The sequence below is a fragment of the Kitasatospora sp. NPDC088160 genome (assembly GCF_044741445.1).
Taxonomy (GTDB): Bacteria; Actinomycetota; Actinomycetes; order Streptomycetales; family Streptomycetaceae; genus Kitasatospora.
This window is the reverse complement of record NZ_JBIUSS010000004.1, coordinates 1-16,865: the sequence shown is the minus strand read 5'-3', so window position 1 is coordinate 16,865 and position 16,865 is coordinate 1. Positions and strand designations below refer to the sequence as shown.

Sequence of the window (16,865 nt, the reverse complement as noted above, 5' to 3'; positions counted from 1 at the left end):
CAAAGCGGTGGCGGGCCGCCGGCGCCCCTGCTTGGATGCACGCCGTGACTTCTGTTGATCATGCTCCCGACCCTTCCCTCCTCGACGCGATCGAGCGCTACTACGACGCGGTGCCGCGCAGCGCCGCACGGGCCGAGGACTTCGGCCCGCTGACCCTGTTCGTCCGCGAGAGCGCGGGCTGGCCCTACTACGCCCGCCCCACGCTCGACCACGACGGCCCCGCCACCACCGCCGAGGACGTCCTGCGGGTGCTGGCCCGCCAGCGGGAGCTGGGCGAGCCGGAGGCCTTCGAGTGGGTGGCCGAGCGGAGTCCGGAGCTGCGGGCCGCGGTGGAGGCGGCCGGGCTCGCGGTGCACGAGCACCCGCTGCTGGTGCTGGGCCCGCAGGACGAGCCGGCCCCGGCGCCCGAGCTGCCGGAGGAGGTGCGGGTGGAGGTGCTGGGCGCGGACGCACCGGAGCTGGCGTCGGCGGTCGCCGTTCCGCACCTGGCGTTCGCCGAGCCCGGCACCGGCGTGGGCGCCGTGGGTGCGGCCGAACTGGCCGAGGCCGCAGGGCGGTTGGTGGCGGAGGGCGCGGTGGAGCGGATCGCACGGCGGATCACCGACGGCGCCACCGTGCTGGCCGCCGCGCTGGAGGACGGTTCCGCGCTGTGCGCGGGCCAGCACAATCCGGTGGGCGCGGTCACCGAGGTGGCCGGGGTCGGGACGCTGCCGGCCGCGCGGCGGCGCGGGCTGGGCCTGGCGGTCACCGCGGCCCTGGTCGCGCACGCGCGGGCGAACGGCGTGCGGACGGTGTTCCTGTCCGCCGCCGACGAGGAGGTCGCCCGGATCTACCGCCGGGCGGGCTTCCGTCCGTTCGCGACGGCCCTGATCGCCGAGCCGGCCCCGGAGCGGCCCGGCGACTGACCCGCCGGGCGCACCGACCAGAGCCCTGCTGAACGGATGACGAGGACGACGCGACCGGGCATGGGCCCGCCCGGTCAGTCGTCGTCCTCGTCCTCCGCCCCGCTGACGCCCTCCCCCTCGGCCTCGTCGACGACCCACCCCGCCAGCCGTTCGGCGACCCCGGACACGCCGAGCCGCCCCTCCCGGATGGCCCGGGCGAGGCTGCGCACCTCGCGGGCGGTGGTGGCGACGGTGCAGCCGCTGGCGACGAGGTAGGCATAGGCGACGGCGGTGGCGTAGAGCTCGTTGGTCTTCTCCAGGGCCGGCACCCGGATCAGCTGGTGCATCAGGGCGGCGGCGCGGTCCTGCGGTTCGGGGTAGACGTCGATGTCGAAGATCTCGGCCTGGTGCCGGGCGACGGCCGCGAGCAACGACCCGTAGTCGGTGACCTGCGGGTCACCGGGCGTGTACTGCTCGGCGGTCATGAGCAGCCACGAGAGGTCGACCTCCAGCTTCAACGGCGCACGTCCTTCAGGTCGCCCGGCTCCGCGAACTCGGCCAGGAAGGCCGTCTCGTACTCCTTCATGAACTGGGCGGCGGCGTCGACGAAGGCCCGCCCCGCCTCGCCCATGTCCTGCTGGACCAGGCGCTCGATGTACTGGTTCATGCTGATCCCCTGCTGCTCCGCCCGTTCCCGGGCCATCTCCGCGGTCGTGGCGTCCACCCGGACGTTCAGCTGTTTCTTACCCATGAATCTCAAGCTAGCGCTGAAGTGCTAGCACAACAAGGGCGCACGCACGCCGGGCGCGCGCACACCGGGCGGACGCCCCCACGGACGCCGGGCGGCCAGGCCCGCGGCAGGGTGCCGCGGGCCTGGCCGCCCGGGAGCGGACGCGGGACCGGATCAGAACTGGGTGCTGACCGTCACCCCGCTGAAGTCGGTGTTGGCGTAGAGGCTGATGTAGCGGTAGCCGGCCGTCGGGTTGGTGACGGTGATGCTCTGCGTGCTGCCGGCGTTGGTGGAGGAGGCGGTGAAGGCGTTCGGCGAGGCCCAGGTGTCCGCGTTGTAGTACAGGTACGCGGTGCCGGTGCCGCCGGAGGTGCTGATCTTCAGGGTGCTGACGCCGGCCGGCAGGTAGACGTACAGGTAGTCGAGGTTGCCGGCGGTGGCGGTGAGGTTGGACCGGGAGCAGTTCTGGCCGAGCGCGTCGGTGCGCGGGTCGGTGCAGGTCGGCAGGGTGGTGCCGCCGCCGGTGCCGGTGGTGACGGTGACCGAGGCCGGGGTGCTGGCGGTCCTGCCGGTGGCGTCGGTGACGGTCAGGGCGACGGTGTACGTGCCCGCGGCGGCGTAGCCGTGGCTCGGGTTCCGCTGGTCGGAGGAGGTCCCGTCGCCGAAGGTCCAGTGCCAGGCGGTGATCTGGCCGGGGCCGGTCTGGACGGACTTGTCGGTCAGCGTGACGGTGGCGCCGTTGACGGCCTGGGCGAACAGCGCGGTCGGGCCGGCCGCGTAGCAGGCGCCGCCGGCGCAGCCGTCGAGCCAGGCGTCGAAGTCGGCGTCGTAGCCGGTGCCGATGCCGTTGTAGACCGCGTAGCCGCCCTGGTAGTCACCGGTGCGGAAGTGGCCGAGCATGGCGTAGACGTCGGCCGGGTGCTTCTCGAACATGTACCGGACGGCGAGGTAGCCCCACGGGTAGGTGCGCACCGAGTCCGAGTTGCCGTACGTGTTCTGGAAGACGGTGCTGAGCTTGTAGGTGTGCTTGGCGGCCTCGGCCATCGCCTGGGTGTCGGTGGTGCCGCGGTAGGCGTAGGACTCGTACTCGGCGACGCCCTCGATCCACCAGATGTCGGGCACGGAGATCTCGGTGGAGAAGTTGCCCTTCATGTCGTAGATGCCGTCGAGGTAGTGCGTGTACTCGTGGTTGAGGTTCCACACGTTGGCGGTGAAGCCGTCGTTCCACGACTTCTGGTACATCACGCACACGGCACGGTTGTTCGGGTCGGTCGGGTCCATGACGGTCTGGCCGCCGTTGTCGGTGGAGTTCCCGAAGATCGCCCAGGAGTAGTTCAGGTAGTCGGCCTGGTTGGCGAAGACCGCGAGGGTCATGTTCTTGTCGTACGGGTTGACCGGGCCGTTGTCCTTCACCAGGTTGTGGAAGAAGGTGTCCTCGCCGCGCAGGCTGGTGCAGACGGCGGCCAGGTCGGCGGGCGACAGCGACTCGGTCTGGATGGTGCGGTTGTCGCAGACCAGCTGGTTCGGCAGCACCGCCGCGGTCAGCTTCGCCGGCAGGTCGCAGGTGCCGTAGTACGAGCACTGGCCGGGGTCGAAGGCGTTGGCCTGGTAGGCGGTGTGGACGTACAACGGGCCGGTGACGCCGGTGATCTGGGCGCCGTCGAGCACCGCCTTGACCTTCCCCTTGACCGCGGCCTCGACGACGGGGCCGTCGCCGGCCATCCGGCCGAGGTCGTTGCCCGCGTTGACGTCGAGGTAGGCGTTGGCGGTGCCGAGCAGGTCCTTGTGGTTGAGCGCGAAGTCGCCCAGGACGGTGCCGATGCTCGGGTCGGCGCCGACCGCGCTGACGAAGTCGCTGTTCCAATTGCCCCGCCACAGCGGCGCGGACAGCACGGCGTTGACCGCCTTGAGCATCTTCGGGAAGGCGTTGTACGAGTTGTTGTAGCTGGTCAGCACCTGCTTGTAGACGCCCAGGTAGCTGCCCTGCACGTTGGCGCTGTCGGTCAGGACCAGCACCTCGTTGAGCACGGTGCCGTTGTTGTCGGTGACGTCGGTCCAGTGCCGGCCGGCGAAGAAGGCGTCGAGCCCGGCCTTGGAGGCAGTGGTGAGCGCCGCGTCGTAGGGGCCGACCGCGTCCGCGTTGTTGGACTGGACGTAGTACCCGGCCCGCAGGAAGAGCACGAGCTGCAGGATGCCGGTGGAGTTGTCCCCGGTGTAGTTCGCCGCCAGGCCCTGGTAGGCGTTGGCGACGGTGAGCATCTGGGATTCCTTGAAGATCCTGCCCGCGTCGGTGCCGGTGACGTTGAACAGCGTGTTCACACAGTCCGTGGTCGAGCCTTCGAGGAAGGAGACCAGGTCGGCGCCGCTGCGCCCGCCGAAGTCGGCGGGGGTGCAGCTCGGCGCGGCGGCACCGGCCGCACCGGCGACGGCACGGGCCGAACTGCCCGGCTTGGCCGCGGAGTTGCCCGGCTTGGCCGCGGGCGCGTGCGGCTGGGCCGGGCGGGGCGCGGTCTGCACGACGGTGCCGGCCGGCTGGCCCATCACGACCTGGCCCAGCAGCGCCGGCGGCAGCGGCTTGGCGGCGGGGGCGGCGGCCTCGGAGGGATCGGCCGCGAGGAAGGCCCCCAGCGGCTTCGGGACGGCCGACGCGGCGTCGGCCGTCGCCGGGGCGGCGGCGGACGACCTGGCGCCGGTCGGCGGCTGGGCGGCCGGCCCGGACGCGGCGAGCGCGGGGACGGGCAGCAGGGTGGCGGCGGTGGCACAGCCGGCGACGACGCCGGCCATGAGCGTGGGGAGGGGTATGCGAAGGCGCACTGCGGGGTCCTTCTCCTGTGGGGGAGGTGACTGGACGACTGCCGAGGCTTGGGGGAAGTCGACGTGATCCTGCCATCGGGCGACCCGTCAGAACAATGTCACAGGTCATATGACATCGACTGTGGCGGGCATAACACCGCCCCACCGGGACCGGCCGCCCGCCCCGGCCCCGCGGCCGGACCCGGCCTCCCCACCTCCGGACCCGGCCTCCCTACGGCCGGACCGGCCGGTACGTCCGCGCCGCCCACGCCTGGAAGGTCGGCGAACTGGCGATCAGGTCCCGGTAGGCCGCGGCCGCCGCGCCGAACAGCGTCTCCACCACCTCGCCGCTCACCCCGGCGGCCTGCCAGGCCAGCAGGTGGCGGACCCAGATCGGCGTCCCGGCGAGCGGCTTGACCACCACTTCGGCCAGCGGCCTGGTGGTCGCCTGGACGACGGAGATCCCGAGCCCGGCGGAGATCATCTCCTGCAACTCCAGCCGCCCGCCGAGGAACTCGTGGACGGTCGCCGGGGTGAAGCCCGCCGCGGCGCAGGCCCCGTAGAACACGCCGTGCCAGCCGGCCCCGTCGTCGGGGGTGAGGAACCAGTCCTCCTCGGCCAGGTCCACCAGGGCGATCTCGGTGCGGTGCCGGAGCCGGTGGCCCGCCGGGAGTGCGACGAAGGCGGGCTCGGTGACGATGCCGCGGTGCGCGACGGCCGGCGAGTGGCGCAGTTCCCGGCCCGGGTAGTCGACGGCCACGGCGGCCTCCGCGTCACCCTGCTCCAGCAGGTCGACGATGTCCGACGAGCGGTAGACGGAGGTCACCGTGAAGCGCTGGTCGGGCCGCTGGTGCCGGGCCCTGGTGACCAGTCCGGGCAGGATCGGCGAGATGGTCGCGGCCAGGCGCAGCTCCTGGCGGACCGGCTCGCCGGGGGCCGCCGGGCGGCGGCCGAGGCAGTCGGCGCGGGTGAGGAGGTCGCGCGCGGCGGCCACCACCTCGACGCCGAAGCAGGTCGGCGCGACGCCCACGGCCGTGCGCTCGAACAGCGGCGCGCCCAGGTGGCGTTCGATCCGGCGCAGTTGCGTACTGGTCGCGGGCTGCGAGGCGCCGAGCAGGACGGCGGCCCTGCCGACGCTCCCGGTGTCGGCGATGGCGCACAGCACGCGAAGGTGCCGCAGTTCCAGCTCCATGACCCTCCCCCTCACGCAAGGGCCGCACCCTCCCGGCCGACCGCTCCGGGCGGGAGGGTGCGGCCCCGGCGGTGGCTGTGCAACAGCACACATGACATGTCGGCCGCTCACCTTCGCCCCGCGCGAATCACCTCGTCAAGCCCCCTCCGGGAGCCGAACGGCGGCGCCGGCAGCGGCCTTTACCGGCGCATTGCGTCCCCCTGACCGCTCCCTGACCCGCACCCCGGCGACCGTCCGGCCCGGCACCCGCCACCCCGCCCGACGCCGGCCCCCGCGAAGCCCCTCCGAAGCCCCCCGTGGCCCCTCCGCGGCCACCCCGCCCGACGCCGCCCCGCCGGGGCGAGCGAGACTTGAAGAGTTCTTCACCTTCCGGGACTCTGAACTCTCCTGAGCGTTCCGCGGAGCGGCACCGACCGGTCTGGAGGCCGGCAATGACAGCCATGTTCGACCAGGAGCTGCGCGAGCAGCTCACCCAGGCCCGCCGGGACCTCGCAGCGGCCCGGGCCGAAGGGGACGCCGACGGCGTCCAGGCGTACGAGGGCCGGATCGCCGGACTGCTCCGGCTCGCCGCCCAGCACGGGATCGACCTTCCGCACAGCGCCGACGAAGAGGAGCACAACCGGCCCTGACCGTCCCGCACCGGAACGGCGAGGAGGCGGCACCCGCGTGAACGGGTGCCGCCTCCTCTGCCGTCTCCTCCGCCGAACTACCCGGAGCCCTCGGAGTCCCCGGAGCCCCCGGACCGCCTCGAACGCGATCAGCGCCCGTCGAAGCCGGCCGGCACCCCGGAGGGCCGCCGGGTCACTTCCCGATCGGCTCCAGGACCGCCACGCACTCGAAGTGGTGCGTCATCGGGAACAGGTCGAAGGCCCGCAGCGAGACCGGCCGGTAGCCGCCTTCCCGGAAGAACGCCAGGTCCCGGGCGAGCGCCGCCGGGTCGCAGGCGACGTACGCGATCCGGCGCGCCTCCAGGCCGACCAGGTGCGCGACGGTCTCGCGCCCGGCGCCCGAGCGCGGCGGGTCCAGGACGATCAGGTCGGTGGCGGTGATGCCGGTGCGCGGCAGCAGCGTCTCGACGCGGTCGCACTCGATCCGCACGTTGTCCAGCGCGGCCAGGTTGTGCCGGGCGTCGGCCACGGCCTGCTTGGAGGACTCGATGCCGAGCACCGCGCCCTCCTCGCCGACCCGGTCGGCCAGCGCGCCCGCGAACAGGCCGACGCCGCAGTACAGGTCGAGCGCGTTCTCACCCCACTGCGGGTCCAGGCCGTCCAGGACGGCGTCCACCAGGGTGTCCGGCGCCTCGGGGTGGATCTGCCAGAAGCCGCCGTTGCTGACCCGCCAGGTCCGCCCGGTCGCCCGCTCGCGCACGAAGCTGCGGCCGTGCACGCGGTGGATGTCGCCCTGGTCGTCCACCCGGGCGATCGACACCGGCTTGTCCAGCTCGACCAGCGGCAGCTGGGCGCCGGGGCGCGGGGTGAGCACCACCTGGCGGTCCGAGGATCCGCTCGCGGCGATCACCTCGACCGAGGCGATGCCCGGCCAGTCGCGAGCCTCGATGCCGAGTTCGGTGACGCCCTCGGCGGCGATCAGGCAACGGTCCACCGGCTGCACCTCGTGCGAGCGGTGCTTGCGCAGACCGACCTTCCCGGTCTCCTGGTCCACGGCGTACTGCACGCGGGTGCGCCAGGTCGGCACCTGCCCGGCCGGCAGCTTGCCGCCGACCGGCTCGACGCTGCCGTCCCAGCCCGCCTCGGCCGGGGTGAGACCGGCCAGCTTGGCCAGCTGCTCGGTCAGCACCTGCCCCTTGAGCTTGCGCTGCCCGCCCGGGGTGACGTGCTGCCAGTCGCAGCCGCCGCACTTGCCGGGCCCGGAGAACGGGCACGGCGGCGCGATCCGCTCCTTGGCGGGCTCCAGGATCTCGACCGCGTCGGCCCGCAGGAACCGGGAGGTGGAGGTGCCCTCGGTGACCAGTGCGACCACCTTCTCGCCGGGCAGCGCGTGCCGGACGAACAGCACCCGGCCCTCGTGCCGGGCCACGCAGTGCCCGCCGCCGTGCGCGACCGGGCCGACCTCGACCTCGTAGCGCTGGCCGGCCAGCGGATCGCCGGACGGCGTCTCGGGCCGCCCGGCCCGCGGCGCGGTGCGCAGCGCCTTCGGCGGCCGCACCGCCTGCTTGCGCGGCCGCTCCCCCGGCGTGCGGGACGCCTGCGCGCGGGATCCCCGCGCACGGTCGCCCTTCGGCGCACCGTCCTTGGAGCGCTCGGCCTTCTGCGTGCGCTCGGCCTTCTGCGCACCGTCGGTCTTCTGCGTACGGGCGGCCTTCGGCTTCCCCGTGTCGGCTTCCGCCGGACGCGCGGGAGCAGGCTCGCCCGGCGCGAGCGGCGCGGTCTGCGCGGTGAAGCCGTCGCGGTCGGTGGCGGCCGGGCGCACGGGCTTGCCCCAGCGCGGCCGGGCGACCTTGCCGGGCTTGGCGGCGCCCTTGCGGGCGCCCTTGCCCGAGGATCCGGAGGAGCGGGACGGGGTGTTGCGGGTCACTGGGCGGAGTCCTTGCTGCTGTCAGCGGTGGCGTCTGGCATAACGGGGACCTTCGACTTTACGGCCTTCGGCGCCCGAGGCTCGCCACGCCGGACGGCACCCGGCGCCGACCAGGCCTTCTGCGGCTTGCGCCGCTCGGAGGACTCCAGCTGCCACGGCACCGAGGTGACCATCACCCCGGGCTTGAACAGCAGCCGCCCCTTGAGCCGCAGCGCGCTCTGGTTGTGCAGCAGGTGCTCGTACCAGTGGCCGACCACGTACTCGGGGATGTAGACCGACACCACCTCGCGCGGGCTGCTGCGGCGCAGGTTCTTCACGTAGTCGAGGACGGGCCCGGTGATCTCGCGGAACGGCGAGTCCAGCACCTTGAGCGGCACCTCGATGCCGCGCTCGTCCCATTCCCGGCGCAGCGCCGCCGTGTCGGCCGGGTCGACGTTGACGGTCACGGCCTCCAGGGTGTGGGCGCGGGCGAGCCTGGCGTAGGCGAGGGCGCGCAGCGCGGGCTTGTGCAGCTTGGAGACCAGCACGATGGCGTGCACCCGGGTGGGCAGCACCACGTCGTCCGGCTCCTCGGCGGCGATGAGCTCCTCGGAGACCCGGTCGTAGTGGCGGCGGATGCCCTTCATCATCACGAAGAGCACGACCATCGCGGCGATCGCGATCCAGGCGTGGCTGATCTTGGTGACCAGGACGACGATCAGCACGGCCATGGTCATCACCAGGCCGAAGGTGTTGATCGCCCGGCTGCGCTGCATGTGGCGGCGCTTGGCCGGGTCGGTCTCGGTGCGCAGCAGCCGGGTCCAGTGCCGGATCATGCCGGACTGGCTCATGTTGAAGGAGACGAAGACGCCGACGATGTAGAGCTGGATCAGCCGGTTGGGGTCCGCGTCGAAGGCGATGACGAACAGGATCGCGGCGATCGCCAGCAGGATGATGCCGTTGGAGAAGGCCAGCCGGTCGCCGCGGGTGTGCAGCTGGCGCGGCAGGTAGCGGTCCTGGGCGAGGATCGAGCCGAGCACCGGGAAGCCGTTGAAGGCGGTGTTCGCGGCGAGCACCAGGATCAGGCCGGTGACGGCGGCGACGAAGTAGAAGCCGGGCGTGAAGTTGTTGAAGACGGCTTCGCTGATCTGGGCGAGCGCGGTCTTCTGGTGGTAGCCGGGCGAGGAGCCGACGAGCTGCTCGGCCGGGTTCTCGGCCATCTGCACGCCGGTGAGGCGGGCCAGCCAGATGATGCCCATGAACATCACCACGGCGATGCTGGCCATCATCAGCAGGGTGGTGGCGGCGTTCTTGCTCTTGGGCTTGCGGAAGGCCGGCACGCCGTTGGAGATGGCCTCCACGCCGGTGAGCGCGGCGCAGCCGGAGGAGAACGACTTGAGCAGCAGGAACACCATGGCGAACCCGGCCAGCGATTCGTTGCCGGGGGTGGCGGCGAGGTGGAATCCGGAGCTCTCGGCGGGCATGTCCTGGCCGAGCAGGAAGTGCCGGACGAAGCCGTAGCCGACCATGCCGATGACGCCGATCATGAAGGCGTACGTCGGGACGGCGAAGGCGGTGCCGGATTCGCGGACGCCGCGCAGGTTCATGCCCATCAGCACCACCACGACGATGACCGACAGGGTCAGTTCGTGGCCGCGCAGCGCGGGGACGGCGGAGACGACGTTGGCGACGCCCGAGGTCGTCGAGACGGCCACGGTGAGCACGTAGTCGACCATCAGGGCGCTGGCGACGACGAGCCCCGACTTGGGCCCGTGGTTGACGGTCGCGACCTCGTAGTCGCCGCCGCCGCTCGGGTAGGCGTGCACGTTCTGCCGGTAGGAGGCGACCACCGCGAGCATCACGATCGCGACGACGACGCCGATCTGCCAGGAGAAGTGGATCGCCGAGGCACCCGCCACGGAGAGCGTCAGCAGGATTTCCTCGGGGGCGTACGCGACCGAGGAGAGCGCGTCCGAGGCGAAGACGGGCAGCGCGATCCGCTTGGGCAGAAGTGTTTCGCCCAATTTGTCGCTGCGCAGGGCGCGCCCGATCAGGATGCGTTTCGGTAGGTCAGTCGGCATAGGCACGTTAAGGAATCGTAGGGGCTTCCCGGGCCGGGCTCCGCCGTTTGTCCCCCCCTTCGTCGCGACTGCGTTCTATGGACCGGCTAGCGTGTCGGATACGAGTCGGCGGGCAACACTCACGTTGTGAGTCGGCGCCCCACAAGAACGCTCGCCCAGGGAAGCCGGGCGGGAAAGGGAGATGAACGGTGTTTGCGCAGGTCAAGAACCCTACGGGACGGGTGAGGTAGCGCCGGTGCACATCGTCATCATGGGCTGCGGCCGCGTGGGCTCGGCCCTCGCCAGAGCCCTGGAGAAACAGGGCCACTCGGTGGCCGTGGTCGACCAGGACCCGACCGCGTTCCGTCGGCTGGGCGCCGGGTTCAACGGGCGCCGGGTGACCGGCGTCGGCTTCGACCAGGACACCCTGCGCGAGGCGGGCATCGAGGAGGCCGGCGCGTTCGCCGCGGTCTCCAGCGGCGACAACTCCAACATCATCGCCGCGCGGGTGGCCCGGGAGAACTTCGGCGTGGAGAACGTCGCGGCCCGGATCTACGACCCCCGCCGCGCCGAGGTCTACCAGCGCCTGGGCATCCCGACCGTGGCGACGGTCCGGTGGACCGCCGACCAGATGCTGCGCCGGCTGCTGCCGAGCGGCGCCGAGCCGCTGTGGCAGGACCCGAGCGGCGGCGTCCAGCTGGCCGAGGTCGCCTACGCCCCGGGCTGGGTCGGTCACCGCATCAGCGTGCTGGAGGAGTCCTCCGGCGCCCGGGTGGCGTTCGTCACCCGGCTCGGCGAGGGCGTGCTGCCCTCGCCCCAGATGGTGGTGCAGGAGGGCGACCTGGTGCACGTGATGCTGCGCCGGGGCGACCTGACGGCGGTCGAGGCCGCGTTCGCGCAGGGGCCGAAGGAGGAGGGTCACTGATGCGGGTCGCCATTGCCGGGGCTGGTGCCGTGGGTCGCTCGATCGCGGGCGAGCTGCTGGAGAACGGGCACGAGGTCCTGCTGATAGACAAGAACCCCAACTCCATCTCGGTGGAGCGGGTACCCATGGCGGAGTGGCTGCTGGCCGACGCCTGCGAGATCACCTCGCTGGACGAGGCGGCCCTGCAGCGCTGCCACGTGGTGATCGCTGCGACCGGCGACGACAAGGTGAACCTGGTCGTCTCGCTGCTCGCCAAGACCGAGTACGCGGTGCCGCGGGTGGTCGCCCGGGTGAACAACCCGAAGAACGAGTGGCTCTTCAACGAGTCCTGGGGCGTGGACGTGGCCGTGTCCACCCCGCGTCTGATGTCCGCCCTGGTCGAGGAGGCGGTCAGCGTCGGCGACCTGGTCCGGCTGATGCGCTTCAGCCAGGGCAACGCCAACCTGGTCGAGCTGACCCTGGCCGCCGACACCGAGCTGGTCGGCACCCGGGTGGGCGACGTGGCCTGGCCGCAGGACACCGCGCTGGTGACGATCATCCGCGAGGGCCGGGTGCTGGTGCCGGGTAAGGACGACACCCTGGAGGGCGGCGACGAGCTGCTCTTCGTGGCCGCACAGGAGCGCGAGGAGGAACTGGAGGACCTGCTGTCGGCGTCCTCCGGCGCCCAGTAGGGCCGAAGGCGCGGACCGGACACGGGCGAGGGCCCGCACCCCTGGTGGGTGCGGGCCCTCGCCCGTCGCGTTCGGACCGGCCGGCCGGGGCTCCGGCTAGCGGGCCGGCTCCTCGTCGTCGTCGAACTGCGCCTTGATCGGCGGCGGCGCCTTGAGCAGGATCTGCCAGGTGACGTACATCGCCAGCAGCATCGGCGGGATGCCGAGGGCGACCTTGAGCCAGCCGAGCAGGTTGACGTTGTGGGTGAAGTACAGCGGGAAGAGGATCACCGGCTTGAGGCCCATGATCACCACCCAGGCCCAGGTCGCCTTGGTGTAGGCGGCGAACCGGCCCGGGTTCTCCTTGCGCCAGGTGAACATCTCGCCGGTGACCGGGCCGAGCATCACGCCGATCATCGGCCAGCGCACCAGGGCGGAGACCGCCAGGGCGATGCAGTAGCCGACGTTCCACAGCAGGCCGGGCAGGTAGAAGTCCTCGGCGCGACCGCTCTTCATCGAGATCCAGGCGCCGAGGGCGACGCCGAACACCCCGCTGAAGGCGTGCTGGACGGTCTCCCGCCGGGCCAGCCTGGTCACCACGAACACCGCGCACAGGCCCAGCGCGGCCCAGGCGGCGGAGCTGACCTGGTGGGTGATGTTGAAGGTGACGATGAAGACCAGGCCGGGCAGCGTCATGTCGATCATGCCGCGCACGCCGCCGAAGGCCTGCAGAATGGTGTCGGCCGCTTCCTTGGAGGCGGCGGCCTTGCGGGCGGCCTCCTCGGCCGCGCTGTCGGCGGCCTCCTTGGCGACGACGGCCTCGCGGACGGCCGCGTCGGCCGCGGCCCCGGGTCCGTGCGGGCCGGGCGGCGCGTGGTGGTTCGCGGCCAGGTCAAGCTGGGCGGCGGACTCGCCGCCGGGCTGGTTGCTCACGCTCATTCGCTCCCGTGTCCGACCGGACGCAGCTCATAGCGGGGGTTGAACAGCACGCGGCGCCCGCGTGCGTGGCTGATCCGGCCGCTGGCGACGAGCCGGCGGCCCGGCTCTATGCCCGCGATCGAGCGGCGGCCGAGCCAGACCACGTCCAGCGCCTCGGTGCCGTCGAAGAGTTCGGCCTCCAGCGCCGGCACCCCGGCCCGCGGGCGGAGCGTCACCGTGCGCAGCGTGCCCGCGACGGTGACCAGCTCGCGGTCCGCGCAGCCGGCGATCGGCGTGCAGCCCGACTCCGCCGCGCTCTCCTGGCGCAGCTCCTCGGCCTGCAGCTCCTCGGCCGAGGAGGTCAGCCGGCTGAGCATGCGGCGGAATCGCCCCTGCGGCTGGTCGCTGCTGTTGTCACCACTCATGCCGGAAGGGTACCGGTTTCCGCACCCCCGGCGGCAGGCCGTACGGCCACCGGGGGCGCCCCGGGGGTCAGCTCTCGAAGCGGTAGCCCATGCCCGGTTCGGTGATGAAGTGGCGCGGGTGCGAGGGGTCGCGCTCCAGCTTGCGGCGCAGTTGGGCGAGGTAGACCCGCAGGTAGTTGGTCTCGGTGCGGTAGGCGGGGCCCCACACCTCCTGGAGCAGCTGGGTCTGGCTGACCAGTCGGCCGGCGTTGCGGACCAGCACTTCCAGCAGGTGCCACTCGGTCGGGGTGAGGCGGACGTCGGTGCCGTCCCGGTTGACCTTCTTGGCGGCGAGGTCGACGGTGAAGCTCTCGGTGACGACCAGCGAGTCGTCCTCGCCCGCGACCGGCTCGGCGCGGCGTACGGCGGCGCGCATCCGGGCGAGCAGCTCGTCCATGCCGAACGGCTTGGTGACGTAGTCGTCGGCACCGGCGTCCAGGGCCTCGACCTTCTCGTCGGAGGCGTGCCGGGCCGACAGCACGATGATCGGCACCCTGGTCCAGCCGCGCAGGCCGCGGATCACCTCGACGCCGTCCATGTCGGGCAGGCCCAGGTCGAGGACGACGACGTCGGGATGGCGGGCGGCGGCCAGTTCCAGGGCGCTCGCGCCGTCATGGGCCGCGTCGACCTCGTACTTGCGGGCCTTGAGGTTGATCACCAGCGCGCGGACGATCTGCGGTTCGTCGTCCACGACGAGGACCCGGGTCATTTACGGGCTCCGCCTTTCAGGGCTGTCGGACTTACGGACTGTGGGACTTGCTGAACATACGACGTGCGGAAGCGAGGAACGACAGGCCGGAGCGGCAGGCCACCGGCTGTCACGTGATCAGCCGCGACAGCGGATCGTGCCCGTCACCGGCCGCCTCCCCCGGTTCCGGCGGCCGCTCGGCGGCGGGCAGGCTGACGACCATGGTGAGGCCGCCGCCGGGGGTGTCCTCGGCGGTGACGGTACCGTCCATCGCCTCGACGAAGCCGCGCGCCACCGCGAGCCCGAGCCCCACCCCGGCGCCGCGCGGCGCGTCCCCGTAGCGCTGGAACGGCGCGAAGATCCGCTCCTTGGCGTCCTCGGGCACGCCCGGGCCGCGGTCCACGATCCGCAGCTCGACCCGCCCGGAACCGCCCGGCTGACGCAGCGCGTCGGCCTTGACCAGCACCTTGACGCCGTCCGGGCTGTACTTGACGGCGTTCTCGACCAGGTTGGCCAGCGAACGCTCCAGCAGGCCGCCGTCGGCCCGGATCATCGGCAGCGTCTCCGGGACGTCGAGGCGCACGGACTCGGGCGGCACCCCGCCGAGGGCGAACGGCACCACCTCGTCCAGGTCGGTCTCCTGGATCAGCGGGGTGACGGTACCGGTCTGCAACCGGCTCATGTCCAGCAGGTTGTTGATCAGGTGGTCGAGCCGGTCGGCCCCGGCCTCGATGCCGGCCAGCAGCTCCGCCTCGTCCTCCGGCGCCCACTCGACGTCGGCCGCCCGCAACGAGGTGACGGACGCCTTGATCCCCGCCAGCGGGGTGCGCAGGTCGTGCGAGACCGCCGCCAGCAGGGCGGTGCGGATCCGGTTGCCCTCCGCCTCCCGGCGGGCCGCCGCGGCCTCCCGGGCCAGCCGGCGGCGCTCCAGCACCACGGCCGCCTGCGCGGCGAACGCCCCGAGCAGGCGCCGGTCCGCCCCCGGCAGCACCCGGCCGCGCAGCACCAGCGCCAGGCTGTCGCCGACCGGGACGTCCACGTCGGCCTCCTCCGGCCGCTCCGGCGGGCGCGGCCCGGCGGTGGCGACCGGCACCCAGGCACCGAGCGGCTCCGGACGCTCCAGCAGCGCGGCGCTCTCCTGCCCGAAGGTCTCCCGGACCTGCTCCATCAGCGCGGTCAGCACCCCGTCCCCGTTCGGCGCGCCGCGCAGCACGGTACCGGCCAGCGCGCTGAGCGTCTGCGCCTCCGTCTGGCTGCGGGCCGCCTGGTGGGTGCGCCGGGCCGCCAGGTCGACCACGGAGGCGACCGAGATGCCGACCACGGTGAATATCGCCACCGCCATGATGTTCTGCGGCTCGTTGATCGTGAAGGTGTGGATCGGCGGCGTGAAGTAGTAGTTCAGCACCGACGAGGCGACCAGCGCCGACCCGATCGCCGGCAGCAGCCCGCCGACCAGCGCCGCGCACACCGTCAGCGACAGGAACAGCAGCATGTCGGTGGACAGGCCCAGCCCGCCGATCGCGGTCAGCACCAGCGCCAGCACCGGTGGACCAGCCATCCCGATCAGCCAGCCCGCGATGGTACGGGGGCGGCCCAGGTCGGTGATCCGGCGCACCGGCACCCGCCCGCGTCCGTGCCCGGCGTGCTCGTGGGTGACCATGTGGATGTCGATGTCGCCGGCCTCCCGGGTCACCGTGGTGCCGACGCCAGGCCCGTAGAGGTACTGCCAGGCCGGCCGTCGGCTGGTGCCCAGCACGATCTGGGTCGCGTTCACGCCCCGGGCGAAGTCCAGCAGCCCGGCGGCCGGGTCGTCGCCGAGGACGGCGTGGAAGGAGCCGCCGAGGCTCTCCACCAGGGCCCGCTGCTCGATCAGCGTCTGCGGGGAGCCGGTGCCCGAGAGCCCGTCCGAACGGGAGATGTGGACGGCGAGGAGCTCGCCGCCCGAGACACGGGCCGCGATCCGGGCCGCCCGCCGGATCAGCGTCGCCCCCTCGGGGCCGCCGGTCAGGCCCACCACGATCCGCTCCCGGGCCTGCCAGGTGCCCTCGATGCCCTGCTCGGCCCGGTACTTCTGCAGGTACTCGTCGACCCGGTCGGCGGTCCACAACAGCGCCAGCTCGCGCAGCGCGGTCAGGTTGCCCGGGCGGAAGTAGTTGGCCAGGGCCGCGTCTATCTTCTCCGGCGCGTACACGTTGCCGTGCGCCAGCCGCCGCCGCAGCGCCTGCGGCGACATGTCGACCAGCTCGATCTGGTCGGCCCGGCGCACCACCGCGTCCGGCACGGTCTCGCGCTGGCGCACCCCCGTGATGCCCTCGACGGCGTCGCCGAGCGACTCCAGGTGCTGGATGTTGACGGTGGAGATCACGTCGATCCCGGCCGCCAGCAGCTCCTCGACGTCCTGCCAGCGCTTGGCGTTGCGGCAGCCGGGGATGTTGGTGTGCGGCAGCTCGTCCACCAGCGCCACCTGCGGGCGGCGGGCGAGGACGGCGTCCACGTCCATCTCGGCGAACGTGGCCTCCCGGTGCACCAGCTGCCGGCGCGGCACGACCTCCAGCCCGTCGACGAGCTCCGCGGTGAGCCGCCGGCCGTGATCCTCCACGAACGCCACCACGACGTCCGTGCCACGCTGCTGTCGCCGGTGCGCCTCGGCGAGCATGGCGTACGTCTTGCCGACCCCGGGGGCCGCCCCAAGGTAGATGCGCAGCCTGCCTCGTCCCATGAGCACCATTCTTGATCCGGCTCTGCTCCGGGGCCACCCCCGGACACCTGTTCCCCTTCCCTTCGAGACTACGGCGTGAGCGGCGATTTTCCGCTGATCAGTGGACTGATCATGCGGTTTTAGCGACATATTGACGGCGCCCGCCCCCCTCGGCCGGGCCGGCGTGAAAGCCTTCTGCCCTGTCTCCGGGAAATGCAAAAAGACCCCCTCCCGGACGGGAGGGGGTCTTTTCGGAATAATTGTTCGGCGGCGTCCTACTCTCCCACAGGGTCCCCCCTGCAGTACCATCGGCGCTGTAAGGCTTAGCTTCCGGGTTCGGAATGTAACC

14 protein-coding genes and 1 rRNA gene are annotated in these 16,865 nt (G+C 72.4%); 4 read left to right on the top strand and 11 right to left on the bottom strand.

Going from position 1 to position 16,865, the window contains the following annotated elements:
- The first annotated feature begins 35 nt into the window (after positions 1-35).
- Positions 36-905 carry a GNAT family N-acetyltransferase gene (locus ACIOGZ_RS06905; RefSeq protein WP_400805315.1) on the top strand — a complete coding sequence of 290 codons (870 nt, stop codon included), beginning with the start codon at positions 36-38 and terminating at the stop codon, positions 903-905.
- Positions 906-979: 74 nt separating this feature from the next.
- Here ACIOGZ_RS06905 and ACIOGZ_RS06900 read toward each other — a convergent pair whose 3' ends face one another.
- From ACIOGZ_RS06900 to ACIOGZ_RS06885, 4 genes are all read right to left on the bottom strand, one after another.
- Positions 980-1,402 (bottom strand): fic family toxin-antitoxin system, toxin component, encoded by a 423-nt coding sequence (locus ACIOGZ_RS06900; RefSeq protein WP_350886206.1) that lies wholly within the window; start codon positions 1,400-1,402, stop codon positions 980-982.
- Positions 1,399-1,635: a toxin-antitoxin system HicB family antitoxin gene (locus ACIOGZ_RS06895; protein WP_063347592.1), complete on the bottom strand. Its 237-nt coding sequence runs from the start codon at positions 1,633-1,635 to the stop codon at positions 1,399-1,401. The genes ACIOGZ_RS06900 and ACIOGZ_RS06895 overlap by 4 nt, the downstream gene beginning before the upstream one ends.
- Positions 1,636-1,788: 153 nt before the next feature.
- Positions 1,789-4,428: a collagenase gene (locus tag ACIOGZ_RS06890; RefSeq protein WP_400985127.1), complete on the bottom strand. Its 2,640-nt coding sequence runs from the start codon at positions 4,426-4,428 to the stop codon at positions 1,789-1,791.
- A gap of 211 nt (positions 4,429-4,639) precedes the next feature.
- Positions 4,640-5,599 (bottom strand): LysR family transcriptional regulator, encoded by a 960-nt coding sequence (locus ACIOGZ_RS06885; RefSeq protein WP_363620190.1) that lies wholly within the window; start codon positions 5,597-5,599, stop codon positions 4,640-4,642.
- Between the two features lie 431 nt (positions 5,600-6,030).
- On the opposite strand from ACIOGZ_RS06885, the gene ACIOGZ_RS06880 reads away from it, so the two are divergent.
- Positions 6,031-6,228, top strand: coding sequence for a hypothetical protein (locus ACIOGZ_RS06880; protein WP_363588357.1), 198 nt, complete (start codon positions 6,031-6,033; stop codon positions 6,226-6,228).
- Positions 6,229-6,400: 172 nt separating this feature from the next.
- Here the strand turns inward: ACIOGZ_RS06880 and ACIOGZ_RS06875 are convergent, their stop codons facing one another.
- Together ACIOGZ_RS06875 and ACIOGZ_RS06870 are read right to left on the bottom strand one after the other, a co-directional pair.
- Positions 6,401-7,747: a class I SAM-dependent RNA methyltransferase gene (locus tag ACIOGZ_RS06875; RefSeq protein ID WP_400985382.1), complete on the bottom strand. Its 1,347-nt coding sequence runs from the start codon at positions 7,745-7,747 to the stop codon at positions 6,401-6,403.
- Positions 7,748-8,130: 383 nt separating this feature from the next.
- On the bottom strand, positions 8,131-10,200 hold the full coding sequence (locus ACIOGZ_RS06870) for an APC family permease (protein WP_363588359.1): 2,070 nt from the start codon (positions 10,198-10,200) through the stop codon (positions 8,131-8,133).
- 229 nt (positions 10,201-10,429) lie between these two features.
- Between ACIOGZ_RS06870 and ACIOGZ_RS06865 the strand changes: the two genes are divergently transcribed.
- Positions 10,430-11,098: a TrkA family potassium uptake protein gene (locus ACIOGZ_RS06865; RefSeq protein WP_363369779.1), complete on the top strand. Its 669-nt coding sequence runs from the start codon at positions 10,430-10,432 to the stop codon at positions 11,096-11,098.
- On the top strand, positions 11,098-11,769 hold the full coding sequence (locus ACIOGZ_RS06860; RefSeq protein WP_063347598.1) for a TrkA family potassium uptake protein: 672 nt from the start codon (positions 11,098-11,100) through the stop codon (positions 11,767-11,769). Before ACIOGZ_RS06865 ends, ACIOGZ_RS06860 begins: the two co-directional genes overlap by 1 nt.
- Positions 11,770-11,865: 96 nt before the next feature.
- On the opposite strand, the gene ACIOGZ_RS06855 is transcribed toward ACIOGZ_RS06860, so the two are convergent.
- From ACIOGZ_RS06855 to rrf, 5 genes are all read right to left on the bottom strand, one after another.
- Complete coding sequence (locus ACIOGZ_RS06855; protein WP_363588361.1) at positions 11,866-12,681, bottom strand: DUF3159 domain-containing protein; 816 nt, start codon at positions 12,679-12,681, stop codon at positions 11,866-11,868.
- Between the two features lie 2 nt (positions 12,682-12,683).
- The gene (locus tag ACIOGZ_RS06850) at positions 12,684-13,091 is read right to left on the bottom strand and encodes an OB-fold nucleic acid binding domain-containing protein (RefSeq protein WP_063347599.1); all 408 of its coding nucleotides are present in this window, start codon (positions 13,089-13,091) and stop codon (positions 12,684-12,686) included.
- A gap of 67 nt (positions 13,092-13,158) precedes the next feature.
- Entirely contained in the window at positions 13,159-13,839 is a 681-nt protein-coding gene (locus ACIOGZ_RS06845) for a response regulator (RefSeq protein WP_033351413.1), read from the bottom strand.
- 109 nt (positions 13,840-13,948) lie between these two features.
- Entirely contained in the window at positions 13,949-16,537 is a 2,589-nt protein-coding gene (locus ACIOGZ_RS06840; RefSeq protein WP_363588363.1) for a sensor histidine kinase KdpD, read from the bottom strand.
- 241 nt (positions 16,538-16,778) lie between these two features.
- A 5S ribosomal RNA gene (gene rrf / locus ACIOGZ_RS06835) occupies positions 16,779-16,865 on the bottom strand; the annotation flags it as partial.